The organism is Leisingera sp. ANG-Vp (genome assembly GCF_000813725.1).
Classification (GTDB): Bacteria; Pseudomonadota; Alphaproteobacteria; order Rhodobacterales; family Rhodobacteraceae; genus Leisingera.
Window position 1 is genome coordinate 155,815 of record NZ_JWLD01000002.1, and the last position, 12,903, is coordinate 168,717.

General features: G+C 57.1%; 14 protein-coding genes and 1 tRNA gene. 2 read left to right on the forward strand and 13 right to left on the reverse strand.

What is annotated here, in order from left to right; translation table 11 throughout:
* Positions 1-23: 23 nt before the first annotated feature.
* Genes RA20_RS00915 through rocF form a run of 3 tightly spaced genes read right to left on the reverse strand, consistent with a single transcriptional unit; the run spans position 24 to position 2,919 of the window.
* Complete coding sequence (locus RA20_RS00915) at positions 24-1,070, reverse strand: ornithine cyclodeaminase (RefSeq protein WP_039123727.1); 1,047 nt, start codon at positions 1,068-1,070, stop codon at positions 24-26.
* Entirely contained in the window at positions 1,067-1,996 is a 930-nt protein-coding gene (ctlX, locus tag RA20_RS00920) for a citrulline utilization hydrolase CtlX (protein ID WP_039123728.1), read from the reverse strand. Before ctlX ends, RA20_RS00915 begins: the two co-directional genes overlap by 4 nt.
* Positions 1,993-2,919, reverse strand: a complete 927-nt coding sequence (rocF, locus tag RA20_RS00925; protein WP_039123729.1) for an arginase — start codon at positions 2,917-2,919, stop codon at positions 1,993-1,995. Before rocF ends, ctlX begins: the two co-directional genes overlap by 4 nt.
* Positions 2,920-3,031: 112 nt before the next feature.
* Between rocF and RA20_RS00930 the strand changes: the two genes are divergently transcribed.
* Entirely contained in the window at positions 3,032-3,457 is a 426-nt protein-coding gene (locus tag RA20_RS00930; RefSeq protein ID WP_039123730.1) for an Lrp/AsnC family transcriptional regulator, read from the forward strand.
* A gap of 61 nt (positions 3,458-3,518) precedes the next feature.
* On the opposite strand, the gene RA20_RS00935 is transcribed toward RA20_RS00930, so the two are convergent.
* Together RA20_RS00935 and RA20_RS00940 are read right to left on the reverse strand one after the other, a co-directional pair.
* On the reverse strand, positions 3,519-3,986 hold the full coding sequence (locus RA20_RS00935; RefSeq protein ID WP_039123734.1) for a disulfide bond formation protein B: 468 nt from the start codon (positions 3,984-3,986) through the stop codon (positions 3,519-3,521).
* 2 nt (positions 3,987-3,988) lie between these two features.
* A complete protein-coding gene (locus RA20_RS00940; RefSeq protein WP_039123735.1) occupies positions 3,989-4,567 on the reverse strand; it encodes a YqaA family protein in 579 nt (192 codons plus the stop codon).
* 164 nt (positions 4,568-4,731) lie between these two features.
* Here RA20_RS00940 and RA20_RS00945 point away from each other — a divergent pair.
* A tRNA-Leu gene (locus RA20_RS00945) sits at positions 4,732-4,817 on the forward strand.
* Positions 4,818-4,927: 110 nt separating this feature from the next.
* On the opposite strand, the gene RA20_RS00950 is transcribed toward RA20_RS00945, so the two are convergent.
* From RA20_RS00950 to RA20_RS00990, 8 genes are all read right to left on the reverse strand, one after another.
* Complete coding sequence (locus tag RA20_RS00950; RefSeq protein WP_039123736.1) at positions 4,928-5,974, reverse strand: tyrosine-type recombinase/integrase; 1,047 nt, start codon at positions 5,972-5,974, stop codon at positions 4,928-4,930.
* A gap of 380 nt (positions 5,975-6,354) precedes the next feature.
* Complete coding sequence (locus tag RA20_RS00955) at positions 6,355-6,696, reverse strand: DUF968 domain-containing protein (RefSeq protein WP_039123737.1); 342 nt, start codon at positions 6,694-6,696, stop codon at positions 6,355-6,357.
* On the reverse strand, positions 6,693-7,103 hold the full coding sequence (locus RA20_RS00960; protein WP_039123738.1) for a hypothetical protein: 411 nt from the start codon (positions 7,101-7,103) through the stop codon (positions 6,693-6,695). The genes RA20_RS00955 and RA20_RS00960 overlap by 4 nt, the downstream gene beginning before the upstream one ends.
* Positions 7,103-7,792: a hypothetical protein gene (locus RA20_RS24495; protein WP_052248762.1), complete on the reverse strand. Its 690-nt coding sequence runs from the start codon at positions 7,790-7,792 to the stop codon at positions 7,103-7,105. The genes RA20_RS00960 and RA20_RS24495 overlap by 1 nt, the downstream gene beginning before the upstream one ends.
* Positions 7,789-8,490, reverse strand: coding sequence for a lambda exonuclease family protein (locus RA20_RS00970; RefSeq protein ID WP_039123739.1), 702 nt, complete (start codon positions 8,488-8,490; stop codon positions 7,789-7,791). The genes RA20_RS24495 and RA20_RS00970 overlap by 4 nt, the downstream gene beginning before the upstream one ends.
* A gap of 413 nt (positions 8,491-8,903) precedes the next feature.
* Entirely contained in the window at positions 8,904-9,272 is a 369-nt protein-coding gene (locus RA20_RS00980) for a hypothetical protein (protein WP_039123742.1), read from the reverse strand.
* A gap of 371 nt (positions 9,273-9,643) precedes the next feature.
* Complete coding sequence (locus RA20_RS24865; protein ID WP_082017874.1) at positions 9,644-10,159, reverse strand: type II toxin-antitoxin system VapC family toxin; 516 nt, start codon at positions 10,157-10,159, stop codon at positions 9,644-9,646.
* Positions 10,156-12,858: an Eco57I restriction-modification methylase domain-containing protein gene (locus tag RA20_RS00990; RefSeq protein WP_039123745.1), complete on the reverse strand. Its 2,703-nt coding sequence runs from the start codon at positions 12,856-12,858 to the stop codon at positions 10,156-10,158. The genes RA20_RS24865 and RA20_RS00990 overlap by 4 nt, the downstream gene beginning before the upstream one ends.
* Between the last annotated feature and the right edge of the window lie 45 nt (positions 12,859-12,903).

A 12,903-nucleotide genomic window follows, 5' to 3' on the forward strand; every position in this document is an offset into this window, starting at 1 on the left:
AAGCGGGCCGCCGTTGCACGATGTCAGGCTTTGGCGCGCTGAAGCATGCCAAACAAATCGCGGGGATCGTCCGGATCGGCGAGCATGTCGAGATCTATGAAGTAGTCAGTGCCCTTGATGCGGTCTCGGATGTAGCGAAGAGCAGAGAAGTCCTCGATTGCGAAGCCGACGCTGTCAAACAGGGTGATCTGGCGGTCGCCGCTACGGCCTTGCTTCTGACCCGTTATCACTTCCCACAATTCCGTAACGGCAAAGTCTTCCGGCATTTGCTGGATCTCGCCTTCAATGCGGGTTTGCGGGGGGTATTCGACAAAAACGTCCGAACGGCTGAGGATGCCCGCCGCCAGTTCTGTTTTGCCGGGGCAGTCCCCGCCGATGGCGTTGATGTGCACACCGCTGCCAACCATGTTGTCGGTCAGAATGGTGGCATACTGCTTGTCTGCGGTGCAGGTTGTAAGGATCTGTGCGCCTTCGATGGCCTCCTCGGGTGTCTTGCAGGAGACGACTTCGATCCCAAGCCCTTGCAGATTGCGGGCGCATTTCTCTGTTGCCGCGGAGTCCGTGTCGTACAAGCGCACGGATTTCAGGCCGATAATGGCTTTCATTGCCAGCGTCTGGAACTCGGACTGGGCGCCATTACCGATCATCGCCATTGTATCCGCGCCCTTTGGTGCCAGATACTTGGCGGCCATTGCTGAGGTTGCGGCTGTGCGGAGGGCGGTCAGTATGGTCATCTCGGTCAGCAGCACCGGATAACCGGTGTAGACATCCGCCAGCAGACCGAAAGCAGTGACGGTCTGCAGACCTTCAGTGGTGTTCTTGGGGTGGCCATTCACGTATTTGAACCCATAGGCTTCACCATCTGAAGTGGGCATCAGTTCGATGACACCAACGTCCGAATGACTCGCCACACGCGGCGTCTTGTCAAACAGCTCCCAGCGTTTGAAATCCTCTTCGACGTAACCTGCCAGATCCTGCAGCATCTGTTCGATGCCGACGTGATGAATGAGGCGCATCATGTTGTCGACGCTGACAAAAGGCACCAGGGCCTTGTCTGATGGCTGTGTCATGCGAAAGTCCTTTCACGGGGGCTGAGGTGGATGCCTGCCAGCATGCAGCGCACCGACCCGCCAGCGGTTTCAATTGTTGGAATGGTCAGTGGCAGCGGTTCTGCGCTCTGTTCAATGATGGAAATCTGATCCGGCCTCAGCGCTTTCAATGCCTTGGCTGAGAGAGCCAGAACGCGTTTGCCGCCGGTGAGTTCCAGGGCGTTGCCCGCGAAGTTCGAAATCTGCTCGGCGGTGAGATCAATGACCCTGCGCCCGGTTTCCTCCAGCCGCGCGGCCACTTCAGCCCGGCGGGCGGGGTCCACGATCATATCCAAGCAGATCAGCGCGTATTCCGTACCGATCCCCATCAGGACGTTGGTGTGATACACGTCCCGGCCTGCTGCATCCTTGGCTTCGAACACCATGGGTTCAAAGTTGAAATGTGTGCAAAATCGCTCCAGAAGAACCGGATCGGCGCGGTTTGATTTCACCGTGTAGGCGATGCGGCCAATGTGGTCGAGCACCATTGCCCCGGTGCCTTCCAGCGACAGACCATCCTGTTCAAGCCCGGAATAGTCGATAACGTCCTGCACACGGTAGTCACGCTTCAGCAGTTCGATCACGTCCCAGCGGCGTTCTTTGCGCCGGTTCTCGGCAAACATCGGGTAGACTGCCACGTGACCGCCGGCATGGGTGGAAAACCAGTTGTTGGGAAACACGCTGTCCGGTGTCCCCGTGCCAGTGTCATCGAACACATGCACAGTCACGCCCGCGCGGTCCAGTGTTTCCACAGCGCCGTCGAACTCTGCCATGGCTTTGGCAGCCACGGATTCTGTTGAAACATTATCCAATGTTTGAAATGCATTATCGGCCTGAGTTTCCGGATTGGAACGGAAATGGTGCGGCCGGATCATGACGACAGCAGATGGCGCTTGCAGGCTGGTCACTGGTAGCTCCGGGTCGGACGGTCAAAGACGCGGCGGCCCAAGGCTGAGGCACAGAGGTCCACCATCAGATGCGCAGTGCGGCCGCGCTCGTCGAGGAAGGGGTTCAGTTCCACCAGGTCCAGCGAGGTCATCAGGCCAGAGTCATGCAGGATCTCGCAGACCAGATGCGCTTCACGCACAGTGGCACCGCCGGGGACGGTTGTCCCAACCGCCGGGGCAACCGAGGGGTCCAGGAAGTCCACATCAAGCGACACATGCAGCATGCCATTGGCTTGCGCGACTTGCTCAAGAAAACGGTTCAGCGGGCCAGCGATGCCGTTTTCGTCGATGTCGCGCATGTCGTGCGTGCGGATGGTGCTGTCTTCCAGGGCAAGCCGCTCCTGGGTGTCAACGGACCGCAGGCCGATCATGCAGACGTTTTCCTGCGGCACCGGGTTGGCAACCTCAGGAAAGCCATCGAAACCCTTGCGGCCAGTGAAATATCCCACGGGGGTGCCATGCAGGTTGCCGCTGTCGGTGGTTTCCGGTGTGTGGAAGTCTGTATGGGCGTCGAGCCACAATACAAACAGCGGCCGGTTCTGCCTGGCTGCAAAATTCGCAGCACCGGCAACCGATCCAAGCGACAGCGAGTGGTCACCGCCCAGGAAAACCGGCAAGCCGCATTCCAGTGCATCCTCAGCAGCCTGCGCCAGGCGGGATGTCCAGCCGATGGTCTCGTTTCTGGCAAAGACGCCACCTTCGTCGCTATCAGCTGCGTGCCTGTCCGGAGTGACGTTTCCCAGGTCTTCAACCGTATGCCCCAGGCCCTCCAGGGCTTCGGTGATGCCCGCCGTGCGGAAGGCGTCCGGGCCCATCAGGCAGCCGGCCCTGCGTTTGCCGCTGTCAACCGGTGCGCCAATCAGAATGCAATGTTGCGATGTCACGGGTTCGCTCTCTCAAAAAGTCAGCTTTCCTACTAAAGACTTCCGAAATGCGGTGGATTCCAGCGAGCAAATTGGTCATAACGGGATGCAGTTGATCGTTTTGAGGTGAGGAATGGACAAAACGGATGAGCGGCTGGTGTCAGCACTGCGCCACAATGCACGGGCCTCGCTGTCAGACCTGGCGCTGGAGCTGAATTTGTCGCGCACAACGGTGCGGGCCCGGATCGAGCGGCTGCAGACGCGGGGCGATATCCTTGGGTTCACGGTTGTCCTGAAGGAGGACGTGCTGCGCGATCCGGTGCGCGGGCTGATGCTGATCGGGATCGAAGGCCGCGGCACCAGCCGGATCACGCGGCAATTGCAAGGTTTGCCTGAAGTGCGGGCGATTCACACCACAAACGGCCGCTGGGACCTGATTGTAGAGCTGGGCACCGAAACCTTGGAGACACTGGACACAGCTTTGGCGAAGATCCGCACCTTCGAGGGCGTGGTCAGCAGTGAAACCAATCTGCTACTGGCAACCAAGAAGGACAGCTAAAGTCCGGGAACTTTCGAATGCGGCCAACAGGCTGGCGGCCGCATCTCATCTTTCCAGCAAGTTAACCCTGTTTGCGGGCATGGTTGGCCGCGGCAATCCACAATAGCGCCAGGCCAAAGGAAGCAATTGCGTTCCAGGTCGCCATCGACAGCGTGAACATCTCCCATGGAACTTCATCGCAACGTACCAGCGGTGCAGCCATGATCTGTTCCATCAACTGATCGGGGGACAACCCGCCAATCGGGCCGGAGGTGCATGTTGACGGACCCTCCCACCAGCCGCGTTCAACCCCTGTGTGGTATGCGCCAACGCCGGCGGTTGCCAGTGCAGCCAAAGCTCCCAGATAAGGCAGAATTGCACCGGGGATGATCAAGGCCAATACTCCGATCCCGGCGGCGGCGGCATGGGGGTAGCGCTGCCAGTAGCAGAGTTTGCAAGGCGCCATTTCTCCGATGTACTGGAAACCCAAAGCGCCAAGCAATAAGGCCGCCGAGCCACCTGCGGCCAGAACAATTAGAATTCGATGCATGATCAGATGAACCTCACCATCAGGAAGCCGCCGAACAGGACCACCATAAAGGCGGAGAAAACAAGGCCGAGGCGGCGTTCAATGAAATCGCGGATCGGTGCTCCGAACTGCCACAGCAAACCAGCGACAATGAAAAAACGGAGTGCGCGCGCGAGGATAGAGGTGGCAATGAACGTACCCAAGGGCATCCCTGTCCAGCCTGACATGATGGTGATCACCTTGTAGGGGAACGGTGTGATGCCCGCACCAAGCACGGCCCAGAACCCAAAGTCATTGAACCGGGTATTGAATTCGGCCATGGCGTCACCTTTGCCCATCGCTTCCAGCACAGGCTGTCCAAGGCTTTCATAGAAGAAGGCGCCGATCACATAGCCCAAGACACCGCCCGCAACGGAGGCCACCAATGCAACCAGTGCAATCAGCCAGGCACGCGAAGGCCGGGCCAGAATCATAGGGATCATCAGGACATCCGGCGGGATCGGGAACACCGAGCTCTCGATGAAAGCGATTGCGCCCAGCCACCAAAGTGCTTTGGGGTGATCGGCCAGAGACATCGTCCGGTCGTACAGCGGTTTCAGCATCCTGGGGCCTGCATCCTCATCGGCGTTTGCAAAGGGAGGTGGCATGTGTGCCGGGCTCCGTCAACCTTTGCTGCCCATGAAATTGCCACAGCGCGGATTTTCGCGAGCAAACACTTGTTTTGCCTCTGGACCTTAGCCGCGCGCTTAGCTAGGAAAAGCACGTGGCCCAAGTGGCGGAATGGTAGACGCAGGGGATTCAAAATCCCCCGCTGGTGACAGCGTGCCGGTTCGAGTCCGGCCTTGGGTACCAATAAAAACAAAGGCCTGCAGCGTGTTCTTGCTGTGGGCCTTTGTTTTGTCTTCCCGCTACTCCCACAGACGACTCCCACATCTCGTTTCGTTCTTGTTCCGTCCGCGGCGTTAGGATCGGCGCTTCTGAGCCGCCCGAGACAGCGCTTTACGACTGGCGCGCTTGCGATAATAGGCTACCATCTCGGCGCTTTGTCCGGTCACGGCCTGAATTTCAGCGTCACTGCAGCCAGCCTCTGCGAGGCGAACAATCGCCAGCTTGCGAAGACCATGCAGAACGAATGGCTTTGCCTTATCGCCAAGCCCGTTCCGCCAGGTGCGGAAGGCCTTTTCAACAGAGTCGTAGCCCAAGGGCTGAGAGAGGTTTTTTGCCAGGACATGCCGCCCGGTGTTCGGCAAGGCATCGATGTAGCGGCGTAGGTCTTCTGGGCAGTAGGTTTCGAAAGATTCACCGGCTTTTTCGTCCAGAACCTCCATCCATTCAGCGCGGAACTGGTCCCGGCGCATCTTGATCGCAGCGTTCGGCCTTTGGCCGGTACCAAGGATCAATTCTGCTGCGGTTCTAACGGATTGCGGTGCGTCCTTAAGCTTGTTGATCAACCATTCCGGCCAAGGCTCATACTCTCGTTGCCGGCCAAACATACGGATGCCGGACGCCGGGTTCTCGCTGAGAGGCCAATCAAGCTCCTTCTGTCCGTAGTTCCAGAGCAGTCGGATCGTCTGTAGGTATTTGTCAGCCTTGCGGGGAGTATCCGCCAGCTTGTCATGCGCGGCGCGGACGGCCTGCCGTGTGGTGCGGCGCACGTCTTTGTCTGCATTCTTTTCCAGGATCCGGTCCATATCGCGCCGGTAGGTCCGCTTTGTGCTTTCGGCCAGGTCGCCTTGAATGCGGGGATCTTTGCGCCAGGCAACAATCAGCTTGCGCCAAGTGTACTTTGCTGGCTCCTTCTGTTGGTCGTGGTTCCCTGAGCGGCACTCCCAATAGAGGGCGTCCAAGCGCTCGGCGTTACCCTTCCAGTCGAGCTTGATTGCCTTCTCCTTGCGCTTACCGCCCTCGGTCCACGTGACACGGTGATAGGGCTCCCAGGCCCCTTGACCCTTGCTCCACTTCCAAGCCAGGTTTGGCTTTCTGATCCGGGGTTTGGCAGGCTTCTTCAAAGTTCAAAGTCCTCGGCAGGGCGTGCAGCGTCACCGCTGAGAATGGCCCGCAGATCATCCGTACGCCAGCGTTCCACACCATCTGCTAGCCGAACTGGCCGCGGCAAAGCTCCGCAGCTCACAAGTTTACGAAAGCGCGATACAGACAGATCCAGGTAAGCAGCTGCATTGGCCTCCTTGAAGGCAGCCGGCTCATGCTTTCCCATCTATTTCACCTCCTGTAGTGCGGCACGTGCGAGTTAAATGCACCGGCCATCTAGTAACTGCGTCTTGAAAGCAACCGGGCGTGAGTTTGCATAAGGGAGTGAACCAGGTCTGGCGGGTGTCAGGCAGGACGCGGAGTGCGGCTGCTTCATGCTGGTTCGGGTGCCCGGTTGCTGTCAGGGCGCAGTGCGGATGCGGTCTTGTGTGGCGGCGATCCAGTCGCGGTCTGAGCCGTACCACTCCACCCAGAGGGCGCGGTCGCGGTGGATGGCAATCTTGGACGTGTCGAAGTCGCCCTGGTGGTGGCCGTCGCAAAGCGGGATAGCCTCGTGATCCGGTACGCGCTCGTTGCCGTGTCGCTCGCAGATCGGGTGATGCGCTGTGGTCGGCGAAAGCTGGGTGAACCCGAAAGCTTCGCAAATACAGCAGGGTAGGGCGCGGACTTCGCGCAAGTATTTTGGGTTGTCCCGAGCCTTCGGCTGCTTCAACCCCAGCGGCGGCTTGTTCATGATGTTCATTTCGCCACCTGCAGCCAGGGGTCAAAGCCCATCTCTGAAATGAACCGCAGCTGCGCCTTGCGGAAGTACTGGGCGAACTCGCTTTCGTTCATCTTGCTGAAAGCCGTCGACTGCACGCGGACTTCCCATTGCCCGGTCAGAGGGCTGAAATACTCATCGACATAGCCGCAGTACTTCTTGAGGTCGGCATGCAGGCGCTCGGTTGTGGGCCAGACGTCGCAATGCTCGATGGCGGTGTGCAGGCCAGCCCAATACGCGGCGTTCCGGGGCAGGCCGCGGCCCTTGCGCGGTTTGGCGGTCAGGACTTGACCGGGCACCAGATCCTCCAGCATGGGGGTGCTGTGGCGGCCGTAGGGCTCAAGGCCGCCGGGTGTCTTGATCAGCAGGATATCGGGAGCCTTGTCCATTATGCGGCGTTCTCCGCAGTGCTGAACGGATCGTCCTCGGTCACCGCGTCGTCATCCTCCGCGGCGGCCAGGTCGGCTTGCACGGCCATCTTCTGCAGTGCGTCGAGCTTGATCTCGGTGCCAGGCAGCAGGCCGTTGATGACTTTGCGCGCCCAATTGTCGTTCGCTTTGACCTTCTCGCTGTTCCACCAGGTTGTGAAAGCAGCCTTGCCGCGTTTGGCCGCCTTTTCAGCGTCATGCAGGACGGCGTTGATTTCCTCAGCGGTCGGCTCTGCGGGCATCTGCTGCCCCTGGGGTGCTGCCAGCGGCGTGACCGTGTGCTGCTTCTTCCGGCCGCGGGTCTCAGTGAGAAAAAAGGACTGAGGTGCCTCCATGTGGGAGAGCTGCGAGATGCGGATGCCGCCGACCTTCATGCCGCCGTATTTCACCTCCGGGTCGAGGTAGAGGGTCATGGAGCGGCCGACGTAGGCGGCGCTGTCGTCGCCCCAGACGCGGATCAGCAGCCGGCGCATGGTTTTGCAGGGCTTGAACGGCTTGCCGTTGTCGCCTTCGAACTGGATCCAGACGGGCTGGTCCTCGGTGGCGTTGACCCGGACGGCGGTCACGCGGATGGTGCGGTCGCCGCCGATCAGGTCTTCGGCGTTCAGCTGGTCGGACTTGGCGGCGATGGTGTGCAGAATAGAAGTCACAGGATCATCCCTTCATAGTCGATGCGTTCAGTGGGGGTGTAGACGGCGGCGTTGGCAGTGGCGGCCTGGTAGTCGGCAATGATGCCCTGCACGGTTTCCTCGAAGTCCCCAGCGGCCTTCACAATGGCTGCCTGATAGTCCGCGTCGGGTTCGACCCGGTGAACCATCATCGGCAGGCCGTGGGAGAAGCTGATGAAGTCGCACCAGTCGCGCCCGGACAGCAGCAGTCCTGCCTGCACCTGGGCCATGTACTCCTTGGGGATGCCTTCGCCGCGCTCCCGGGCGGTGATGCTGGCAATGTGCAGATGCGGGTCGCGACTCTTGACCTCGATCAGCCCGTCAGCGCCCACCAGGCCGTCAGGCGAGTAGCCGAAGTGCGGGAAGCGGTCATTGGTGATGAAACCCACCTCGATCACGCTGGCGTACTTCCGGGAATAGAGGTCGCGGGCGACCTCCTCGTCGATATGGCCGCGGAGCATCTTCTCAGAGGTGAACGGATCTTCCTCGGGAATGCCGGTGATCCGCTGCACGGCGATCTTGTTGGCCAGGGCGCGGGTCTTGTCGTTTGCCGCCAGCTTGAGCGTGGGTGTCACGATCTCGCTCACCACGCTGGCCGTCAGCACACCGCAGCGCAGCTGGTGCCATTCGTCCGTGCCTTGCTCTGCGTTGTGCAGCTTCACGGGTGAAAATTGGTTCATGTCTCGCTCCTTTGGAAAAGACCCCCGGCGGCACAGAGTTGCGGCAATGCAGCCGCCGGGGGCGAGTAGGGCGCCAGGACGTAGGACAGGGAGGCGCCCGACTGGGGAGGTTCAGGGAAAGCAAACGGGCGGGAACAGATGCGCCCAGGCAGCGTTGGCCAGAAAAAGGGCCAGGAGGGCGAGGGAGGCAGCTATCACCACTGCCGCGCCCCAGGACCGCAGCCAGGGCCGCGGATCCTCTTGGCCCCCGTTGAAGTCCTCAAAGACTTGCGCAGAGCGGCCCCGGTTTGCTGGATCGTGTTCTTCCCGGCGGGCAGTTCCGTGTGAGCGGTGGCTGTCAGCTGTGCCCGCCGGGGCACTGGCGGCCATACGGCGGGCCAGTTCTGCTATAGGCTTATTGTATTCCATGACGATCACTCTGCGGCAATAGCCAGGAACGGTTCGGCGGCGCGGAGTATTGCCGCAGGATCGAACTTGGCGTCTTCGTCGTCGTAGATGTTCTCGAAGTCGTTCAGCTCTTCCGGGAAGGCCTCTTCCTCGTAGTAGGCCTCGATGCGGGTGACCTCTTCCTTTCCGAAGCGCAGAGCCAGCTCGTCGCGGCTGTAGAGCATGTCATCGACCAGGGCGAAGGCGATGGACGTGTATACCTCCCAGCCGCCGGGCTCGCCGGTTTCCCGGTCAGCTGCAACGCGGCTGGCGGTCCAGCAGAATTCGGCAGAACCCTCGAAGTAGTCACCGCTGCCGTCTTCCAGTTCGATGTGCTTGAAGGCCGTTCCGTGCATCTCGGTTCTCCCTTTGCTTGAGAATTAAGATAATCCACAAAAAGTGGATAGGCAATGGGAAAAACCACAAAAAGTGGATTTATTGCTTGTGGTGAGCTTCAACCTGACATCACCTAGAGCGGGTAGGAAAGGGGGATGGCTTAAGAGTGAGGTAGGGGAGGGTGCCTGGGTTGGGGCAGGGCGTAATTCGAAGTTGGGGGAAGCGGGACCTTCCGGTCATTCGCCGCAGCCTTGGCAGCCCCTTAGGTCAGCTTTGCGCAGCAAGCGGTCTTTGCAAAATTATGCAGACGACCCAGCCGCCGTTGAAGAGAACTGAAATGAACGGGCCTCCAAGGGCCCAAAGCGGACGCAAACCAATGCATGAGAATTCTTTAGAGTTCCTGGTTTGTGGAGGAAAGGTCTCTCATATCATAAACGTGAAAGTTGAGGCCATCTTGGCCATAGAGCATTAGGAAATCTCTTGTGTCGTAGGTTGCTACATGAACCGACGGAGTAAGGTCTAGTTTGGTAGAAATCTGGTTGGCCAAGTCCAACAACGTTGCATCGACAAAATCTACACGGAATTGGCGTGAGTATTGCCTTGCTGCTTCCATTGATTCCGTAGTCTCGCCAATTCTGATAAGTTCCCCAGGCGTCATGACCCATTCCATAAGGTGTTGAGCTAGATCAGGTCGTTTTCGGCTCCCAGCTAGAAAACCTGATGTCTCCACGACTACAGATCGTGTTACAGCCCAACTGAATTCCGCCATATCAAGTGCTGCAATAGTATCTTCGTGTGTCTTCTCGCTTGGGTCGCAATAAGACACAAGTACATTGGTATCGAGCAGCGCGATATTGCGAGGAAGATCAATATCCGGTTCCAGCGTTTTCCAAATTGGCAATTTCAAGCACCTGCTTCAATTCCAGCTGCGGCTAGCGCTGTCGAAACGAATGCATCGAGCTCTGAGTTTGCAGCGTCCCTCATAGATGCATTGGCACTGGACGCAATAACCCGGTTCGTAAGCACTATAAGGTCTTCCATGAATTCTTCATCCTCGAGCAAGCGGCGCAACACTGGGATCTTCTGCAAATGCTGTGGTTCAAATTTCTGAAACCCTCCTCGAAATTCAGGGGTCGTGCGCTTAACCAACTTACTGATCGGACCGCTGTTCAGGTAACCGAGCAAAGCAATAAGCATATCATCCGATTCTGGAACGACGGCCGTCCCGCCTACCATGAACAATTCTCCTGCTTCGTCTACGGAAAATGATGTCTCCCGCGCCAAATCTCGAATAAGAAGTTTGGGGGCTCTCAACCAAGTCTCGTCTCGCCGGCGGACTAACTCATACCAACGCAAACCGGAGGACTTGATGCTCGTTCTGTTGGCCAGAATGGTTCTGTAGCTCTTCAGATACTTCAGTGTTTGTGGGAAACTCTCCTCAAGTTCAGTCTCAGAAAGGCAGACACCTGATTTGTAAGGGTAAAGCAAATACTTATTGTATTGGAGATCTGCGTACCTTGAAATTTCAGATCCAAAAACAACGGGCTCTAGCAATCCTCGCTCAAGAACAAAGCTATCTCCCAATCCGTTTCTGACACCGACGAACTCATCGCCTTCGTCTTCGATTTCTAGTATGAAGACGTCGTTGGCACCTGTTCGAATTCCTTGCACAACTGCTGAAAGCTCGCTGAGTGGCAATGAAGCTTCGGAAATTCTAATTTGTTCGAGCTTCTCTTCATATGAAAGGAGCATCCATGGCCCCGGACCACGGGGATGGCTTGCCGAGTAACGTTTCAAGTATCGTTCTTCAGTATCTTCCGACAACAAGAGTTCGGAGATGTATCGTTCTGGCAGCTCCTTGACTTCCACAACATCCAAGTGTTCGACTTCCGGCGCAAGTAGAGCCCGATGAGCAGCAACAACACAACCGACGTAAGCGCTGGTGCCTTCAAAAACTTCGTTTGATCCAAAATCGATCAGTTCTTTAATGTCCATGCGATCGGTCAGCAGAGCGCGGATGGGACCAGCGTTTTTATTTCTAAACAGTCTGTTAGGCATCACCATGCCCAGAATCCCGTCCGGGGCAGTTACTTGAGTTGCTTGTTCCAGAAACAGATACGAAAAGTCGTATCTGCCTTTTGCAGAACTGAATTTGTGCTCTAGGCCTTCCCGGTCAGCTACGCGCGATGTTGCCAGGAAGGGTGGGTTCCCAAGACAAATATCAAAACTATCGGATAGACCGGACCAACTCTCAACATCCAAGCCGTCACCTTGGACAATTACCTTCGACAGGTTTGGAAGTGGAAGAGGGTCCGGTTCTTCTGCCAACCGGTTCCAGATGTTTAGGCGAGCGACAGTAACTGCCTTTTCATCAACGTCGACGCCGGAGATGCATCCTCCCTCGATTAGCTCGTGCGCCCAATTTCGGGTTGAATCTAGTGCTTTCAATCGAGGCAGAAGAATGTCGAGGGCGCTCACTAGAAACGATCCCGAACCACACGCAAAGTCAATAATCTTGGGGAATTTCGTAGCATCATTGGTCTTATAGAACTCATCGATACTCGACGATGCTAAATATCGTGTCAGGTATTGCGGAGTGTAGTAAACACCACCTGCCTTACGTACACTGATCCGTTCAACATCAGTCGTTTCACCTTGAAAAAGATCAAGCTGCCGAGAAGGAGCTTTAGGACTCAATATCGTGGAAAGATACTTCTCGTAGGCAAGCCCCAAAACATCGGAGTCTATCCACGAAAAATTGTATCTGTGGTTATACGCCCCAATTCGACTAGGGTAATATAGATCATATATCACACCGGAAATGACATGGGCCGGAATTGCATCAAGCTCAATTCTATCGAACAGCTCGCTCCCCACATAATTCCGGGCACCCTCGAAACTTTTTATGAGCTCACTTTGCTCAAGTTGCCGCCCCTCTCCGAAAGCTCTGATTAGTGGCTGCACTTCGGGAGCTAGCCCCTTATCCTCTATTGTTCTTAGCACGAACAATTTGGCGAAGAGGGTTTGGAGTTGCGCATCTACATTTGCGCTTGAACTGCTTTCTCGAAGTGCAGTTTCCCTCCATCCGTCTAGCCTTTCAACAAGTTCATCATCTACGGGCTGGAGAAGCCGAGTAGGTGCTGTAAATTCCTTGAGTGCCGCCTTGTCTGCTTCACCATGCAGCAATCTTTTTGGTTGAAATACTGATAGTTCCTTTTGCCTGTCGACGATTTCGTTCCAACCAATTGTTGGAAGTAGGTACCAATCATCTTGAGACATCCAATGGGAGTTGAACGGGGTAACTCCATTGTCGTCGGCGAACAACCCCCAGCGGGTCGACGCGTGGTAGCCGTAAAATGCTGCAAGCCGTCTTGCTTCAGAATGGGGCTGGATTTCTGGTGTTTTAACTGGGCTTGCGAAAAGTGCGGCTGATTGAAAGCCAATTTTGCCGCGCACAGTCTGAAGTTCTATCCCTCCTTGAGCCACGTTCTTTGCGCCCAAGTCTTGGGCTTCCCAGCCCAAGGCTGCGGCGAGCCTTCCCGGTGCGGGCAATCCCCCATCAAGGACTTCAGACCTCAAGGTCTCCAAATTTGCTGAGAGATCCATCTTGTTTTACACCCGTGATTTCACACTCGCGTTTGCATGCGAGGT